Source organism: Enterobacter sp. N18-03635, from assembly GCF_004006055.1.
Taxonomy (GTDB): domain Bacteria; phylum Pseudomonadota; class Gammaproteobacteria; order Enterobacterales; family Enterobacteriaceae; genus Enterobacter; species Enterobacter vonholyi.
On the sequence record NZ_CP034769.1, the window covers coordinates 1,903,165 to 1,919,942 of the forward strand.

19 protein-coding genes are annotated in these 16,778 nt (G+C 54.5%); 7 read left to right on the plus strand and 12 right to left on the minus strand.

The features are described 5' to 3' along the window. Nucleotides 1–15 precede the first annotated feature (15 nt). Nucleotides 16–1,041: an HTH-type transcriptional repressor PurR gene (purR, locus tag ELK40_RS09845; RefSeq protein ID WP_008500597.1), complete on the minus strand. Its 1,026-nt coding sequence runs from the start codon at nt 1,039–1,041 to the stop codon at nt 16–18. Nucleotides 1,042–1,338: 297 nt separating this feature from the next. Here purR and ELK40_RS09850 point away from each other — a divergent pair, with 297 nt between their 5' ends. Then, entirely contained in the window at nt 1,339–1,428 is a 90-nt protein-coding gene (locus tag ELK40_RS09850) for a YnhF family membrane protein (RefSeq protein WP_008500596.1), read from the plus strand. A gap of 163 nt (nt 1,429–1,591) precedes the next feature. Continuing rightward, nucleotides 1,592–2,758: an MFS transporter gene (locus ELK40_RS09855; RefSeq protein WP_115874859.1), complete on the plus strand. Its 1,167-nt coding sequence runs from the start codon at nt 1,592–1,594 to the stop codon at nt 2,756–2,758. 38 nt (nt 2,759–2,796) lie between these two features. Here ELK40_RS09855 and sodB read toward each other — a convergent pair whose 3' ends face one another. Both sodB and ELK40_RS09865 read right to left on the minus strand, forming a co-directional pair. Further along, on the minus strand, nt 2,797–3,378 hold the full coding sequence (gene sodB, locus ELK40_RS09860) for a superoxide dismutase [Fe] (RefSeq protein ID WP_023311353.1): 582 nt from the start codon (nt 3,376–3,378) through the stop codon (nt 2,797–2,799). A 122-nt stretch (nt 3,379–3,500) separates the two neighbouring features. Next, nucleotides 3,501–4,274, minus strand: a complete 774-nt coding sequence (locus ELK40_RS09865) for a C40 family peptidase (RefSeq protein ID WP_127730529.1) — start codon at nt 4,272–4,274, stop codon at nt 3,501–3,503. Between the two features lie 338 nt (nt 4,275–4,612). Here ELK40_RS09865 and grxD point away from each other — a divergent pair, with 338 nt between their 5' ends. Further along, nucleotides 4,613–4,960, plus strand: a complete 348-nt coding sequence (gene grxD / locus ELK40_RS09870) for a monothiol glutaredoxin 4 (RefSeq protein WP_003832760.1) — start codon at nt 4,613–4,615, stop codon at nt 4,958–4,960. 45 nt (nt 4,961–5,005) lie between these two features. Here the strand turns inward: grxD and rnt are convergent, their stop codons facing one another. The 5 genes from rnt to eptA all read right to left on the minus strand — a co-directional run bounded on the left by rnt (nt 5,006) and on the right by eptA (nt 9,678). Beyond that, nucleotides 5,006–5,656, minus strand: a complete 651-nt coding sequence (gene rnt, locus ELK40_RS09875; protein WP_061098432.1) for a ribonuclease T — start codon at nt 5,654–5,656, stop codon at nt 5,006–5,008. Between the two features lie 95 nt (nt 5,657–5,751). Further along, a complete protein-coding gene (gene gloA, locus ELK40_RS09880) occupies nt 5,752–6,159 on the minus strand; it encodes a lactoylglutathione lyase (protein ID WP_008500591.1) in 408 nt (135 codons plus the stop codon). A 100-nt stretch (nt 6,160–6,259) separates the two neighbouring features. Beyond that, nucleotides 6,260–7,357, minus strand: coding sequence for an alkene reductase (locus ELK40_RS09885; protein ID WP_115874861.1), 1,098 nt, complete (start codon nt 7,355–7,357; stop codon nt 6,260–6,262). Nucleotides 7,358–7,411: 54 nt separating this feature from the next. Further along, nucleotides 7,412–8,011, minus strand: coding sequence for a TetR/AcrR family transcriptional regulator (locus ELK40_RS09890; protein WP_115874862.1), 600 nt, complete (start codon nt 8,009–8,011; stop codon nt 7,412–7,414). Between the two features lie 41 nt (nt 8,012–8,052). Beyond that, a complete protein-coding gene (gene eptA, locus ELK40_RS09895) occupies nt 8,053–9,678 on the minus strand; it encodes a phosphoethanolamine transferase EptA (RefSeq protein WP_127730531.1) in 1,626 nt (541 codons plus the stop codon). Nucleotides 9,679–9,827: 149 nt separating this feature from the next. On the opposite strand from eptA, the gene ELK40_RS09900 reads away from it, so the two are divergent. The 3 genes from ELK40_RS09900 (at nt 9,828) to sodC (ending at nt 11,611) form a co-directional block, all read left to right on the plus strand. Further along, the gene (locus tag ELK40_RS09900; RefSeq protein WP_008500587.1) at nt 9,828–10,067 is read left to right on the plus strand and encodes a DUF1289 domain-containing protein; all 240 of its coding nucleotides are present in this window, start codon (nt 9,828–9,830) and stop codon (nt 10,065–10,067) included. A 48-nt stretch (nt 10,068–10,115) separates the two neighbouring features. Continuing rightward, entirely contained in the window at nt 10,116–11,012 is an 897-nt protein-coding gene (locus tag ELK40_RS09905; RefSeq protein WP_032638255.1) for an aldo/keto reductase family oxidoreductase, read from the plus strand. Nucleotides 11,013–11,092: 80 nt separating this feature from the next. Next, a complete protein-coding gene (gene sodC / locus ELK40_RS09910; protein WP_115874864.1) occupies nt 11,093–11,611 on the plus strand; it encodes a superoxide dismutase [Cu-Zn] SodC in 519 nt (172 codons plus the stop codon). Here the strand turns inward: sodC and ELK40_RS09915 are convergent. Genes ELK40_RS09915 through ELK40_RS09925 form a run of 3 tightly spaced genes read right to left on the minus strand, consistent with a single transcriptional unit; the run spans nt 11,590 to nt 14,722 of the window. Then, nucleotides 11,590–13,623 carry an FUSC family protein gene (locus ELK40_RS09915; RefSeq protein WP_127730533.1) on the minus strand — a complete coding sequence of 678 codons (2,034 nt, stop codon included), beginning with the start codon at nt 13,621–13,623 and terminating at the stop codon, nt 11,590–11,592. The genes sodC and ELK40_RS09915 overlap by 22 nt on opposite strands. After that, nucleotides 13,623–14,483: an HlyD family secretion protein gene (locus ELK40_RS09920; protein WP_115874865.1), complete on the minus strand. Its 861-nt coding sequence runs from the start codon at nt 14,481–14,483 to the stop codon at nt 13,623–13,625. The genes ELK40_RS09915 and ELK40_RS09920 overlap by 1 nt, the downstream gene beginning before the upstream one ends. Before the next feature lie 2 nt (nt 14,484–14,485). Continuing rightward, nucleotides 14,486–14,722, minus strand: coding sequence for a DUF1656 domain-containing protein (locus ELK40_RS09925; protein ID WP_127730535.1), 237 nt, complete (start codon nt 14,720–14,722; stop codon nt 14,486–14,488). Between the two features lie 186 nt (nt 14,723–14,908). On the opposite strand from ELK40_RS09925, the gene slyA reads away from it, so the two are divergent. Then, on the plus strand, nt 14,909–15,349 hold the full coding sequence (gene slyA / locus ELK40_RS09930) for a transcriptional regulator SlyA (protein WP_111965661.1): 441 nt from the start codon (nt 14,909–14,911) through the stop codon (nt 15,347–15,349). Between the two features lie 35 nt (nt 15,350–15,384). Here slyA and ELK40_RS09935 read toward each other — a convergent pair whose 3' ends face one another. Then, nucleotides 15,385–16,746 (minus strand): GGDEF domain-containing protein, encoded by a 1,362-nt coding sequence (locus ELK40_RS09935; protein WP_127730537.1) that lies wholly within the window; start codon nt 16,744–16,746, stop codon nt 15,385–15,387. Between the last annotated feature and the right edge of the window lie 32 nt (nt 16,747–16,778).

Sequence of the window (16,778 nt, forward strand, 5' to 3'; positions counted from 1 at the left end):
GGCCCCGTAAAGGGATTAACGACGGTAGTCGCGGAACGGACCGTCCGCAACGGAACGGCGTTCAATCAGGCGCGGGTGAACTTCAATGGACTGCGACTCTTCGCGCTTGTTGACGATCCTGTCGAGCAGCATATTGAAGGCCGTTTCGCCCAGCGAATCTTTCGGCTGGTGAATGGTGGTCAGCGCTGGGGTGAAGAAGCGCGCGTTACGCACGTTGTCATACCCGATCACGGAAATATCCTGCGGTACGCGCAGACCCAGCTCATCGGCGGCGCAGAGTGCGCCCATGGCCATGATGTCACCCCCGCAGAAAACGGCGGTCGGACGGTGCGGCTGGGAAACGATCTGCTGCATCGCGCGGTAGCCTGATTCCGGCTCAAAGTCGCCCTGCACGATCCAGTTTTCCGGCACGGTGATCAGCGCTTCTTCCATCGCTTTCATAAAACCGGCAAGACGGCCCGCCCCGGTGTTGCGCTCCAGCGGACCCGGGATCACGCCAATCTCGCGGTGACCGCGTTCGATCAGGTAACGGCCAGCCATATAACCGCCTTCAAAGGCATTGTCGATAACAGAGTCGGTGAAATCTGCACGCGCTTCGCCCCAGTCCATAACGACCATGGGGATGTGGCGATACTCTTCGAGCATCGACAGCACGGATTCCGGATACTCGGAACACATTACCAGCAGGCCGTCAACGCGCTTCTGCGCCATCATCGACAGGTAGGCGCGCTGTTTTTCAATGCTGTTCCACGCGTTGCCCAGAATCAGGGTATAGCCTTTCTGGAAGCAGTTTTTTTCAACCGCTTCAATGATCTCGGCAAAATAGGCCGCTTCACTGCTGGTCGCCAGCAATCCAATGGACTTGGTGTGATTAACCTTGAGGCTACGCGCAACCGCGCTTGGCGAATAGTGCAGCTCCTTGATCGCTGCCCAGACGGCGTTGCGCGTCTCTTCCGCCACAAAGCGGGTTTTGTTAATTACATGTGATACGGTTGTAGTGGAAACGTTTGCGCGTTTTGCTACGTCTTTAATTGTTGCCATTAAATGTCACTCCAGACCATATCCTAAACTCCTGAAAAACTTGAAGGTAAACGTTTGCCTTCTCTCACCCTTATCACGCAATCTTGAACTGCGGCACGCCGGGAAAACGACACGGGACGTCAGGAGGGGGTCAATGGCCGGTACGCTAATAAATTTAGCGTGGAATTTTGTCCTATCTTGATGAAAAGGGGAAGAGGTAAAGTGGTTATCAGTATAAATCCAGGAAGATTTTTGACGTAATCTGTGCAAAAATGAGCAAGCTCACTTTTCGTGTGGGGATTAAAAGGAGAAAAATTGATGAGTTCCGATCTTAAGTTTTCGCTGTTCACCACCGTTGTTGTGCTGGCTCTGATTGTTGCGGCCGGTCTGACGGCTGCGCTGCACTGATTTACGCGGAGGGAGAGCCTTCTCCCTCCCGACTCCCCGGATTGTTACTTCTCTGGCAAAAAACTTTTGCCGTTTTGTTAACTTCTCATTTTTTGTGATTGATGTCATGCTTTCCGCTTCTTTGTTCTGTGTCACCACATGACACGGCATCCGGAGTTGACGCATGAAAATCAATTTTCCCCTGCTGGCCCTGGCGATTGGCGCTTTTGGGATTGGCACCACTGAATTCTCCCCGATGGGGTTACTGCCCGTCATCGCCCGCGGCGTGGACGTCTCGATCCCTGCGGCAGGCATGTTGATCAGCGCCTACGCTATCGGCGTGATGGTCGGGGCGCCGCTGATGACGCTTCTGCTTTCTCATCGCGCGCGCCGCAATGCGTTGATTTTCCTGATGGCGATTTTCACCCTCGGCAATGTGCTTTCGGCCATTTCGCCGGACTACACCACGCTGATGCTGTCGCGTATTCTGACAAGCCTCAACCACGGCGCGTTCTTTGGGCTGGGGTCGGTCGTGGCGGCAAGCGTGGTGCCAAAACATAAGCAGGCGAGCGCCGTGGCCACCATGTTTATGGGGCTGACCATCGCTAACATCGGCGGTGTTCCTGCTGCAACCTGGCTGGGAGAAGCGATCGGCTGGCGTATGTCTTTCCTGGCGACGGCCGGGCTGGGCGTGGTCGCGATGGTGGCATTGTTCTTCTCCCTGCCGAAAGGCAGCGCCGGAGAACGTCCGGAAGTGCGTAAGGAGCTGGCGGTGCTGATGCGCCCGCAGGTGCTTTCCGCGCTGCTTACCACCGTTCTCGGGGCAGGGGCGATGTTTACCCTCTATACCTATATTTCACCGGTACTGCACGATATCACCCACGCAACGCCTCTCTTTGTGACCGCGATGCTGGTGCTGATTGGCGTGGGCTTCTCGATCGGTAACTATCTCGGCGGGAAATTTGCCGACCGTTCCGTGAGCGGGACGCTGAAGGGCTTCTTAACCCTGCTGATTGTCATCATGATTGCCATTCCGTGGCTGGCGCGTAACGAGTTTGGCGCCGCGATGGCGATGGTCGTCTGGGGTGCAGCAACGTTCGCCGTGGTGCCACCGCTGCAGATGCGCGTGATGCGTGTTGCGCATGAAGCGCCGGGCCTCTCATCCTCGGTCAATATCGGTGCCTTTAACCTGGGCAATGCGCTCGGTGCGGCGGCCGGTGGGGCCGTGATTTCAGGTGGTCTGGGATACAGCTTTGTGCCGGTGATGGGGGCAATCATTGCCGCGCTCGGCCTGCTGTTGGTAATGATGTCGGGTCGTAAACAGCCAGAAGCAGCCTGCGCTGCGGAATAAACCAAAAACGCAGAAGGGTGAACCCTTCTGCGTGTCTTTTACGCGGCGAAGTTCTTCGCCACAAAGTCCCAGTTAACCAGTGCCCAGAAGTGTTCCAGGTAGTTCGGGCGCGCGTTACGGTAATCGATGTAGTAAGCGTGTTCCCATACGTCCACGGTCATCAGCGGCTTCGCGCTGGTGGTCAGCGGGGTGCCCGCGTTAGAGGTGGATACGATAGCCAGTTTGCCATCCGCCTCTTTAACCAGCCATGTCCAGCCTGAACCGAAGTTCTTGATGGCGGCATCGGTGAATTTCGCCTTGAAGTCCGCGAAGCTGCCAAAGGCGGCGTTGATGGCGGTAGCCAGTTCACCGGCAGGTTCACCGCCGGCATTCGGCGCCAGGCAGTGCCAGTAGAAGGTGTGGTTCCACACCTGAGCGGCGTTGTTGAATACGCCACCTTCTGAGCTGCGGACGATCTCTTCCAGCGTTTTGCCTTCAAAATCGGTGCCCTTGATCAGGTTGTTCAGGTTGGTGACGTAAGTCTGGTGATGTTTGCCGTAGTGATATTCCAGGGTTTCCGCAGAAATGTGCGGTGCCAGGGCGTCTTTTGCATACGGTAGTGCAGGTAATTCGAACGACATTGCTTCTCTCCTTATTGTATTTTGCGTTGCCAATAACCACACAGACAACAAGGACAGGATAGCAAATTGAAAGGGTATGCAAAAGAGGAACTTACCCTGCCACGGGTGTGGCAGGGCAGGGGTTAGCGAATGGTTTTCGGCGTCATCACGCGGCGTGCGCCGACGTAGTGGCGTACCCAGTAGTCTTCACTGAGAGAGGTGATCTGAATATCCTGACCGCTACGTGGAGACTGGATGAATTTTCCGTTGCCGACATAGACGCCAACGTGGTCAGCCGTCCCGCGGCCCTGGGTGCGGAAGAACACCAGATCGCCATTTTCCAGCTCACCGCGGTCAACCGGTGAGGCATCACGCAGGTGGTACATTTCGTTGGCGGTGCGCGGAATGCGGAACTTGACCAGATCTTTATAGGCGTAATAGACGAGGCCGCTGCAGTCAAAACCGGTACGCGGCGAAGTCCCACCCCAGTGATAAGGTTTGCCAATCTGCCCCATCAGCTTATTCATTGCGGTTTTTTGCGCTTTCTGTACGCGCACTTTATGCACTTCCGCAATTTTCGTGACCTTCGTGCATTTCGCCTTACGGCCTTTACGCGTGATGCATTTTTCAGTAACGAGGTTAGCGGCGGTTTGCGAAGCTTTACTTTTGGCAGAGTGGGCAGTGCGGGAAGGTTTTGTTTTCGTTTTGCTGGAAGCGGTCTGTTTCGTCTGAGCCGGTGTTTTTTTCTTGTCGTTCTTAGCGGTGGTTTTGTTCTTACGTTCTGTGGCTTTCACCAGATGGTTTTTTTGTACAGCAGAATGCCGCGCCTGCTGAGAGGCGTTTGCCACTGGCGTGAAAGTGAGTGAAGTAAACAGTAAAGCACAGAGCGTGATCGAGATTTTATTTATCCGCGCCACTGGGCAGTCCCCTGATAAATGCAGGTCATCAATAATACCCGCGTGTGATTTACAAAGCCCGTCGATTCTAATCTATAAAAAGCCAGAAAGTTAATAGCATTTTTCAATCTACAATCGTGTTTCGTTAGCAAGTGCAAAAAAATTCATCGTTCTGTCGCACATTTGCCCGCTCCCTAAGCAAAACCCTGAATGCGGCAGGGGTAAACACCATTTGCAATGCAACTTTTCGTGACTCGGGGTAGAATGTATAAACGTGACAAAAATGTTATTTTCCGATGCCAGTCTGAACCGCTACAATGTCAGACGAATGCCGTAACAGAAGTTAAAGGAAGCAAGACATGAGCACCACTATTGAAAAAATCCAGCGCCAGATCGCTGAAAACCCGATTCTGCTGTATATGAAAGGTTCTCCGAAGCTGCCAAGCTGCGGCTTCTCCGCACAAGCGGTTCAGGCGCTGTCAGCCTGTGGTGAGCGTTTTGCTTACGTTGATATCCTGCAGAATCCGGACATCCGCGCTGAGCTGCCTAAGTACGCTAACTGGCCGACTTTCCCACAGCTGTGGGTTGACGGCGAACTGGTTGGCGGCTGCGATATCCTGATTGAAATGTATCAGCGCGGCGAACTGCAGCAGCTGATCAAAGAGACGGCGGCGAAGTACAAAACGGAAGAGCCGGACGCAGAGTAATTTTCTGCGCAAATAAAAAAGCGACCAGATAAGGTCGCTTTTTTTTTATTCTTCGCTGTCACCCATCGGCAGCGGCCAGCCGCCAAGACGCTTCCAGCGGTTGACGATCTCACAGAACAGCTCTGCGGTGCGCTCCGTATCGTATAGAGCGGAGTGCGCCTGCGTTCCGTCGAACGGAATGCCAGCCGTAATGCAGGCTTTAGATAACACCGTTTGTCCCAGCGCCAGGCCGCTCAATGCGGCGGTGTCGAAGGTGACAAAAGGGTGGAAGGGGTTGCGTTTGAGCGACGCGCGCTCCGCGGCAGCCATGGTAAAGCTGTGATCGAAGGTGGCGTTATGGGCCACCATAATGGCGCGGCTGCAGTTGCTCTCTTTCATGCCTTTACGCACCATTTTAAAAATGGCGTGCAGCGCATCATATTCACTGACGGCACCGCGCAGCGGGTTATGCGGATCGATACCGTTAAACGCCAGCGCTTCCGGCTGTAAGTTTGCCCCTTCGAAAGGTTCAACGTGGAAATGCAGCGTGGTGTCCGGTGTAAGCCAGCCCTGTTCATCCATCTTCAGCGTGATGGCGGCAATTTCGAGCAGCGCATCGGTTTTAGCGTTAAATCCGGCTGTTTCTACATCAATGACAACGGGATAAAAACCACGAAAACGGTCGCACAGACCGCTAAATTGAGCGTTATCGGACATCAGGGTCTCTTACATGGGGAAAAAGCAGAGCGCATTATGGCAAATTTTGCGGGGTGATGCAGTAAAACTACGGGCGCACGTTGCGCCCTGAGGGATCAGTTGCCCAGACCGCGACCGGCGTCTTTGGCTTCAATCAGCTCGATTTTGTAACCGTCCGGATCTTCCACAAACGCAATCACGGTGGTGCCGCCTTTTACCGGGCCCGCTTCGCGCGTGACGTTACCGCCATTTTTGCGAATGCGTTCGCACGCATCGGCCGCGTTATCCACTTCCAGCGCGATATGGCCGTAGGCCGTGCCCAGCTCATAGCTGTCAACGCCCCAGTTGTAGGTCAGCTCTATCACTGCTTCATCCGTTTCCGGGCCGTAACCCACGAACGCCAGCGAGTATTTGTATTCCGGGTTTTCGCTGGTGCGCAGCAGCTTCATGCCCAGGACGTTAGTGTAGAAATCGATAGAACGTTGCAGGTCGCCAACGCGCAGCATGGTGTGAAGTAGGCGCATAATTTCCTCATTAACCAATGGAATAAAAAAGCTTTTTGATCAGAAACGATGTTTTAGTATAGCGGCGAACTGTCGCCGCTATCAATGAACAATGGCGAGATTACAGTGAAGGGTAGTCGGTGTAGCCTTCCGCGCCGCCGCCGTAGAAGCTTTCCGGACGCTGCGGGTTGAGCGCTGCTTTTTTCTGCAGACGAGCAACCAGATCCGGGTTGGCGATGTAGTCACGGCCAAACGCGACGGCATCAATCAGCCCTTTATTAATCAGATCTTCGGCTTTCTCCGGCGTATACGCCCCTGCACCGATGATCACCCCGTGGAAACGTTCGCGCACTTTCTGACGGAAAGCCTCAGTGTATGGCTTGCCGCCGGCCCAGTCCGGCTCGGACATGTGCAGATAAGCGATGCCACGTTTAGCCAGTTCTTCGATCAGGTACAGTGCATCGGCTTCTTCGTTCGGACCGTTGTCGACGTTCTGGAAAGAACCGATTGGAGAAACGCGGATCCCGATACGATCCGGGCTCCACTCCTGACATACGGCATCAACCACTTCCAGTACCAGGCGAGCGCGATTTTCGACGCTGCCGCCGTACTGGTCGGTGCGATGGTTAGACGACGGTGACAGGAACTGGTGCAGCAGGTAGCCGTGCGCGGAGTGCAGCTCAATCAGGTCAAAACCGGCTTCACGAGCGTTGGCCACGGCCTGGCGGAAGTCGTTAACGATACCCGGGATTTCATCCAGCTCCAGGGCACGTGGCATAGAGGTATCCACGCGGATCGCATTACCGTTTTCATCACGCAGGGAAGTGCGTGTATTTGCACTCAGGGCTGAAGCGGAGACCGGAGCCTGGCCGCCAGGCTGAATGCTGCTGTGAGAGATACGACCGGTATGCCACAGCTGGACCGCAATGCGACCTTCTTCAGCGTGAACGCCTGCGGTAATTTTCTGCCATGCGGCGATCTGTTCCGGGCTGTGAAGGCCCGGCGCACCCGCATAACCCTTCGCCTGAGCAGAAATCTGTGTGGCTTCCGTAATGATCAGGCCAGAGCTTGCGCGCTGACGATAGTATTCGCCCATCAGGGGGGTGGGGATGTCACCCGGCTCAATGCTGCGCAGACGGGTCAGCGGAGCCATAAACACGCGGTTTGGCGCCGTGACGGCACCCACTTTCAATGGGGTAAACAGTTTTTCAGCTGACATAAAGACTCCTGAGTAGACCAGTCGACTAGTAATAAGGTAAATAAAAAGCGCCCGTTATACGCCTGGCGCAGTAATACTGTTTTTCACATGTGCCAGCGCGCTTTCCAGCGGCAGGGCACTGCGCGAAATTTTTGCCTGCAGGTTGGCTCCTAACCAGAGGGAGTAGAGCACCTGAGACTGCATTAAGGGGTCGCCGGAAAAGGCCAGCGTTTTTTCTTCGCGACCTTTTTCCAGGGCCTGGGCCAGCAGGGCGATTACGCCGCGGGCACCCTTATCCATCGCCGAGCGCATATCTTCGGAAAGATCGCACACTTCGGCAGACAGTTTGACCGTCAGGCATCCGCTGATAATGCCCTGCTGACAGAACTGGTTAAGCGTTTCCTGATAGTAATTCAGAACACGATCCCGGTAGTTCCCCTGACCCGACGCAAAGTGGGTCGCCAGACGCTGGTGGTAGCCAGCATAATGACGCTCCAGCATCGCCACGCCAAAGGCCTCTTTGGACCGGAAGTAGTGATAAAACGACCCCTTCGGTACCTCAGCGGTTTTTAATAACTCGCTCAACCCCATACCGGTAAACCCGCGATGCATGCAAAGCTGCTCGCCGGTTGCCAGTAGATGTTCGCGGGTATCGTGTTCAGTATTTCTGCTCATGGCCGCACTCTAATAGACCGTTCGGTCTAATGCAAGCGAGTTTACTGACGACATGCACTCAGTATATCCAGCTGCGGTTGATAAACCGTTGATTTCACGTCCATCATACCCAATACGGTTGAGAACAAATTGTCCTGGGAAACCGCATTTTTTGCTGCCTGGTCACGCAAACACTGTCCGTTGATGCCAAAGTTTTTTGCATAATCCGGTGACAGCCAGAACATAAACGGAATATGAGTTTGCTGCTCCGGCGCCAGCATGTACGGCGTGCCGTGCAGATAAATACCGCTTTCACCCAGTGATTCACCGTGATCCGAAAGGTAAATCAGCGCGGTGTTCATGCTTGCCTGTCGCGCTTTCAGCGCATCAATGGTTTTGCTGACCATGCTGTCGGTATAGAGGATAGTGTTGTCATAGGTGTTTACCAGCGCCTGATGGTCGCAATCCTGAATTTCATTGGTGTCGCAGGTTGGGGTGAATTTCCGGAAATTGTCCGGGTAACGGCGATAGTACGCCGGTCCATGACTCCCCATCAGGTGGATAACCAGCACCGTATCTTGCTTCACGCCATCCAGCACGTTGTCCAGACGGTAGAAGTTCACGTCGTCAATACAGGATTTATCTTTGCAGAACTGATCCAGATTCCACTGCGTCATATCGGTATGGGGGATGCGATCGCAGGCACCTTTACACCCGCCGTCGTTGTCGCGCCACAGCAGATTGATTCCCGCATGCTTCAGCACATCGAGCAGACCTTCCTGATGGTGTGCAAGGTCGGCATCGTACTTGCTGCGCGTCATGCCGGAGAACATGCACGGAACGGAAACCGCGGTTTCAGTGCCGCATGAGGAGGCCTGCGGGAAGTTAATCACATCCTGCTTTTTTAGCTCCGGGTTGGTTTCACGATCGTAACCGTTCAGGGAGTAGTTTGCCGCGCGAGACGCTTCGCCGACGACAAGCACCAGAACGGTTTTCTTTTGTTGACCGGAAATCAGTGGCCCTTTATGGGCATCTTCACCAATCCGCACCAGCGTCTGATCGCCGGCAAACCAGCGCATCTTGCTGTACTTCACCACGGCGCTGACATAGTTCGCCGGAGTGACCATTTTGACGATGCTTTTGTTATTGCGGAATAGCGACGCGTAATCTTTATAAAACAGCGCGGCAACCAGAATAATCACCAGCAGAGCGCCGAGCATCGCGGCAACCCGCGTCAGCAGGGCATACCACCATTTCCCGGTACGAATGCGGGTAAGAGCCAGCACCACCGAGGGAACGAGGCCTGCGATAACAATCCACAGAATCATCTGCGGGGTCACCAGGGCGGTCGCTTCCTGAGAGTTGGTTTCGAAGACGTTCACAATCATATTCTGATCGATCACCGCGCCGTAGGTGTACATAAAATACGTCGCAGCGGCGCAACCGATGGTTAAAACAATCAGCAGCGGTTTACGGATATACGGGATATTAAGCAGGCTAAAGACAATCACCCAGCCGCAAAACAGCACCAGCGGTACGGAGGCGGCAAAGAGGAAGTCGTGCAGATGAATTGGGCCGATAATGGCCCAGCTGCGCTGGATAAACAGCCCGTTGATTAACGTAAAGAAGAGAGCACAACCCAGAGTAAATTTAATGTCGTTACAGTGTAACTTTTTGATTGACCACATCGATCGGTAAACCTGTTATTGTCATGATGGGCCGAGTATAGAGAGGGAAGATTAGTGAAACCTTAATGCCACAAATCTGTGCTATAGGCCTTGCACGTGGCGCGTTTAGCGTCTTCACTGTAGGTGAGAGTGGCTATCTGGAGGTGAGTGTGGCAGAGCAGCTGGAGTTTTTCCCCATCCAGAGCCCGTGCCGGGGTATTTGTCAGGTGGATGAACGCGGATATTGCCGTGGATGCATGCGTACCCGTGACGAGCGTTTCAACTGGCAAAACTTTAGCGACACGCAAAAGCAGGAGGTACTACGCCTCTGTCGACAGCGCCTTCTGCGCAAAATACGCGCAAACAAAGCGGGTGAGACCGAAGAACCCCAGCAACCTTCACTTTTTTAACACGGTAATTGCGTATACTCATGACATCACGTCCTTGAGGAAAATGTTATGGTTCAGCGAATTACCCTTGCCCCCCAGGGGCCAGAATTCTCCCGTTTTGTGATGGGCTACTGGCGCCTGATGGACTGGAATATGTCTCCGCTCCAGCTGGCGAGCTTTATTGAAGAGCACCTCGATTTAGGCATCACCACGGTCGATCATGCTGATATTTACGGTGGCTACCAGTGCGAGGCCGCGTTCGGCGAGGCGCTTAAGCTGGTTCCGGCACTGCGCGATCGCATGGAAATTGTCACGAAGTGTGGGATTGCCACCACGGCAAAACCTGAACACGCCCTCGGTCATTACATCACCGACAGCGCGCATATCATCAAGAGCGCCGAGCAGTCGCTGGTCAATCTGGCGACCGATCGTATCGACCTGCTGTTAATCCACCGCCCCGACCCGCTGATGGATGCTGACGAGGTGGCCGAAGCTTTCCTGAACCTCCATCAGAGTGGGAAAGTGCGTCATTTCGGCGTTTCTAACTTTACCCCGGCGCAGTTTGCGCTTCTTCAGTCTCGTCTGCCGTTTACCCTGGCCACAAACCAGGTTGAGATCTCCCCGGTTCACCAGCCGCTGCTGCTGGATGGTACCCTCGATCAGCTACAACAGCTGCGCATTCGCCCGATGGCCTGGTCCTGCCTGGGGGGCGGACGCCTGTTTAATGATGATGAATTCCAGCCGCTGCGCAACGAGCTTGAGACGATCGCCCGCGAACTGAACGCGGAAAGCATCGAACAGGTGGTTTACGCGTGGATCCTGCGCCTGCCGTCAAAACCGCTGCCCATTATCGGTTCCGGCAAAATAGAACGCGTGCGTTCTGCACTGGCCGCTGAAGAGCTGCAGATGACCCGCCAGCAGTGGTTCCGCATCCGCAAAGCCGCTCTGGGTTACGACGTGCCATAAACCGCCAGAAGGTGACTTTCCGGTGAAATCTTTGCCCCTGGTATACACTTAAGGGGCAAAAAATAACCCGCGGAGGTCATATGAAGCGTTTTGCTCTGGCACTGATCACGCTGGTTGTTTGCGCAGGGGCGCAGGCAGCCAGCGACGAAGTGGAAATGAATCTCGTCACCCCACAAGGAGTGGGTCAGTCCATCGGGACGGTGAAAATCACGGAAACCGATAAAGGACTGGAGTTTGCCCCCAGCCTCAAAGCACTCCCGCCCGGTGAGCATGGTTTCCATGTTCATGCCAAAGGCAGCTGTCAGCCCGCTTTAAAAGAAGGTAAACCGTCGGCGGCGGAAGCGGCAGGAGGGCACCTCGATCCCCAGCATTCCGGTAAGCATGAAGGCCCGGATGGAATGGGGCATTTAGGCGATCTGCCCGTGCTGGTGGTCAATAACGACGGTAAAGCCACCGAACCCGTCGTCGCGCCGCGTCTGAAAAAGCTGGATGAGGTGAAAGGCAAAGCGCTGATGATCCATGTCGGCGGCGACAATATGTCCGATCGGCCTAAACCGCTTGGCGGCGGAGGGGCACGCTATGCGTGCGGCGTGATCTGATCCCCAATCGTTCCCGGCGGTGGTGCCTGCTCCAGCTGCGACAGCGAGCAGTGCAGCCGCCAGATTATCGAGGCCAAATCACGGGCTGCGGGCAGATGATGCTGTGCAAGCGTATCGCAGATCCGCTGCAGTTCATTAAGAGTGGTTGCCAGCGGGCGCTGCTGAACACCGCGTTCGCTCATCACATCGCGCAGCAGGGATATGCAAACATCACGAACCTGCGACAGCGGGTCGGAACGCGTTTCCCACTCGCGAAGCTGCCAGACCACGTGCGAGCAGTTCAACAGCACCACGCCCCAGCGCAGTAGCCAGCGCCGGGAAAGTGCGTCCTGGCTGCTGTTCAGCTGGCTGACGTGATGATAAACCAGCGATTCATATTCGTTTTCACTCATGTGTGGTTTACGGCTGAGCTGGTCGACAAACCCTCTGCGTAACTCTCGGATATGCCTGCGGCTCTTGCGTGCATCGGAGCCGGGACGCAACACCGCGAATGCCAGCCACGCCAGCCCCACGCCAAGGATCTTTGCCAGGTTGTCATTGAGAAAGTCGGCGTAATCATAAACCGGCGGATTCGTTACGGAGATAAACGAGCCCATAAAGACAATCAGCTGTCCCCAGAGGCCCGCCAGCTTCGGCATCTGCAGCTTCAGAAGCTGCATGGTGGTCAACAGGGGAAACAGGAACAGCAGGAACTGCCAAAGATCGCTTATCTGCACCATCAGGCCAAATTTCACCACGAAGCTGAACAGCGATAGCAGCACCAGCGTGCGCAACAGGAGAGTAAGAGAGTTGAACGGCGATGCCGCGACGGAGTATAGCACGCAGCTGATGGCGGCAAGCGTCAGGGCTGCCGTACCGGACTCCCACTGCGTGGTAATGCTCCATGCTCCCACCAGCATCAGCGCACAGAAGGTGCGAAAACCGCTCCACAACGCTTCAAGATAGTCGGTATGGCGTGCAAGTGCCGGGCTGCCGGGGACGTTGAACTCCGTCAATGGGGTCGCATTTTCGACGGCCATAATCCAGCGGCTGCTGCGCAGGTACAGACGGCAGAAGTAATTCAGGCGCTGCCAGAAGGCGCGATGGCGGTAGTCGTACTCATCAACAGGGGCGAGCGGGGCGATGATCTTCGCAACGGTGTAGATGTCCGCATCCGGGCGCGCAAGTGCCGCGAGCAGCGTTTCGATAACGGCACGGGTGTTATCCGGAGGCGTCGGCCAGTTGAGCAGCATCCGGCGCAGGCTGGATATGGCGCTGGTCATGCGCAGCTGCTGATGCAGCAAATAGTTAAGTAGGGTGTTCTGGCGGCGAAAGCGGTAGTGACTCCAGAACGCCTGAATACGCAACAGATTCATCGTCAGAATCTGTCCGATAACCTTTTCATGCGCGAGGCGGATATCGTCGCTGTTATCCGGTTGCCACAGCAGGCTCGCGTGTTCCAGTAGCCGGGTGTGCATGGTTTTTAGCGCAGTGATAAGCGTTGTGCCGTCGGATGTGCTGGGGAGGATCATCATCATGAAGCCGCCGCTGAGGATCCCGACAATCACTTCACAGACGCGCGCCTGGGCGATATTCCACAGCTCGGTGGTGTCGAGCACGTTAACTACCGGAAAGGCGATAATGGCGGCGGTATAGCCCGCCAGCTGAAAAGCGTAGGCGACGTTATTAGTAAAATGGGCGCAGGCCCAGGTACAGCCCCCCAGCCATGCCGCCATACTGAGCAGGAACAGCCACGGATCGTTCAGCGTATGCCCGGCGATAATTAACGCTGCGGTGGCGCCCAGCAGGCTGCCTGCGATACGGCCAAGGCTTTTACTGATCACCCCGCCCACCGTTGGGAAACTAACCACCGCCGCAGACGTCATCGCCCAGTAGGGCTCATCCAGGTTCAGGTAATAGGCGACGGTCAGCGCCAGACACATGGCAATGCCGTTACGCAGGGCGTAGCGCCACTGTGGGCGCGTCGCTTTCATCCACGGCGTGTTTTGCCAGGCGATCCCCTGCAGCTTCATTAACGGGTTCCGATGGAGACTGTGCAGGTGGTGCCGGACACCAGCGTAATGTCCTGCGGTAAACGGTCAAACTCCACGCGAACCGGAACGCGCTGGGCCAGACGCACCCAGGGTACGTTCGGCTTAATATCCGGCACAAGACCTGAATCCGTTTCAACGCTTTGATCGTAAATGGCACGGCCAACGCTGGATACGTGACCCTGTAACCTCTGAGAGCCGCTGTAAAGCGTTATCGTGGCTGGCGAGCCCTCGCGAATATGCCGAAGCTTGGTCTCTTCGAAATAGCCCACGACGTAGAAGGAGTGACTGTCGACGAGGGCGAATATCGGTTGTCCCGTGGTGGCATAATTCCCTACGCGGGCGGAGAGGTTGGTCACCCATCCATCGACAGGTGCTGTAATCACGGTTTGGGTCAGCTGCCACTGCGCCTGCTTTAGCGTCGCCTCCGCCACGTTGACGTTAGCCTGCATTGCCTTCACGTTGATATTGGCGGTATCTAAGTCTTCCGCTGAGATGTAGTTTTGCGACAGGTGACGGCGGCGATTGGCCTCGTTGTTGGCCTTTGCCAGATCCGACTGGGCTTTTGCCAGCTGGGCCTGGGCGTTCAGAATCGCAATGTGGTACGGGGTATCGTCGATACGGAATAAAACGTCCCCCTTTTTGACAAACTGGTTATCCTTAACTAAAAGCGTTGTGATACTTCCCGACACCTGAGGAGTAATGCTGACCTGTTCAGCGCGAACTTTGCCGTCACGCGTCCAGGGCGACTGCATATAAAAATTCCACATCCACCACCCCGCAACCAGCGCGAGGGCAAGGACAAACAGGGTGGAAAAGTACTTTAGCGTTTTCAGGGACATATTCACCACACAGTCAAAACGGCAAGGCCCAGGCATACGGAAAGGGCAAACAGGGAAAGATCCATCAGCATGGGATGCCAGATTTCACCGGAGTACATCCAGTCGCGAAGCAGACGATGCGCGATGAACCAGAGCAGAAAACCCACCAGAACGGCCTTAAACAGCGGAGGAAAATAGACTGACGCACCGAAGATCAGGTCCTGAAGGGGCAACCCCTCTGAGCGATGAAAAAACGTCACGGGCAGAAATCCTTTGCAGTGAACAGAATGCCGCGTTGGCTTGTCTTAGTATGATGAAGCATCACAATTCAGTGTAAGTCATACTTTTAAGTTCGATGAATGCAGTATTGCATTTGTTTTGGCAATACAAATGCTGCACACTATTCTAAAATCAGTATAATAACTTAGCAAGCTAATTATAAGGAGATGAAATTGGAATCGCCATTAGGTTCTGATCTGGCAAGGTTGGTACGCGTCTGGCGTGCTCTGATTGACCATCGCCTGAAACCTCTGGAACTCACACAGACGCATTGGGTCACGCTGCACAACATCCATCAGCTGCCGCCCGATCAGTCGCAAATTCAGCTGGCAAAAGCGATAGGGATTGAGCAACCGTCGCTGGTGCGCACGCTTGACCAGCTGGAAGAGAAGGGGTTGATCTCGCGGCAAACCTGCGCCAGCGATCGTCGCGCCAAGCGGATTAAACTCACCGAGAAAGCGGCGCCAATCATCACGGAAATGGAAGCCGTGATCACCAGGACGCGCGGTGAAATCCTGTCAGGCGTTTCACCCGCGGAGCTGGAAATGCTCATCAGCCTTATTGCTCGCCTTGAGCAAAACATCCATGAGCTGCATTCTCGCGACTAATAAACACGAAGGCCTTGCAGCAGCAAGGCCTTTTTTTATTTAAAGACGACCACACGATTACGTCCCGTCTCCTTCGCTTCATACATCGCTTTGTCGGCGTTTTCCACGCACGTTTCTGCGGCTATCGCGGGTGACGTCGCCGTATACACCCCCATGCTGATGGTGACTGGCTCCGGTAGTTGACCGCCGCTGCTGGTGTTATCGAAGCTGCTCAGATTTACCCGTATGCGCTCCGCCACCTGGTGCGCTGCTTCTGATGAGGTGTTGGCCAGCATCAGAACAAACTCCTCACCACCGATACGGGCCGCGATGTCCTGCGGGCGTACGGAATCCATCAGCAGGTTAGCGACAAACTGCAGGACTTTGTCGCCCTGAAGATGCCCGTAGGTGTCGTTGATACGCTTGAAGCGATCGAGATCGCTGACGATGACGGAAACAGGACGGCTGGGTTTGGCGATATCCAGCGCCTGCTTTAATGTTTCATAAAAATAGCTGCGGTTATAAAGGCGCGTCAGCGGGTCGCGAATTGAGTTCTGGTACGACTGCTGATACTTGACGTGCGAGTCGCGATACAGCCTGAAAACATCGTAGAGCAGAACAAAAATGAGCAGCAGCGTGGCGACAGTCTCAAATAAGCGGGCGCGATACCAGGAGATATCTTCGACATTTCCACCCGCTAACAGCATTGTGAGCGTGACGATATAACAGACGCACAGAAAATTACCGCCTACCCAGAATAAGTTGCGTATGCGCGTAATAAACATCAGCGTTCCTAATGTCACCACCCAGAGTGCAATTAATGCAATATTAATGAAGTGGCTCCAGAGAACCATAAACTCACGGGTTTCATTATCCACCAGATCAATGGATAAAAATGAAGAGTGACTGGAATACATCCAGGCCAACCCTACTGCAAAGACGGTAAAGAGAAACTCGCCACCCACAATAAGGATATGCGCCAGTCGTGAAAGAGGACAATTGCGCGTGGTATAGAGTATTGCCGAAACGATTATTAGCACCGCCATTAAAAGATGGCGGAACATATAGAAGATCATCGCATCGTTGTAGTTTACAGCGTTGAACTGATAGAGGTCCAGCCAGGCGGGAAAGCAGGACAACGTTCCGACCATCAGCGATGCCGCCCCGGCAAAGGCAAAAGCGATCGCTACCAGATACAACCGTTTTCGGTCACACCAGTATTTCATTGCCATAAAGAAGGCAATAAACAGGTTAAACACCAGCAAAAAAATGGTGAGCGTAGGGAACAAATGAGACGAGAAGCTAGGTACCCATTCGGCAATTTTCGAAAACAGGGCGTGTAATATGCCAATGACAACAATACAACCCAGACAGAACGAGGTATAACGACCCTTTACGGAACGATGATTAGAAAACATATACGTTTTTAATGGCTTTATAATGAATTAAG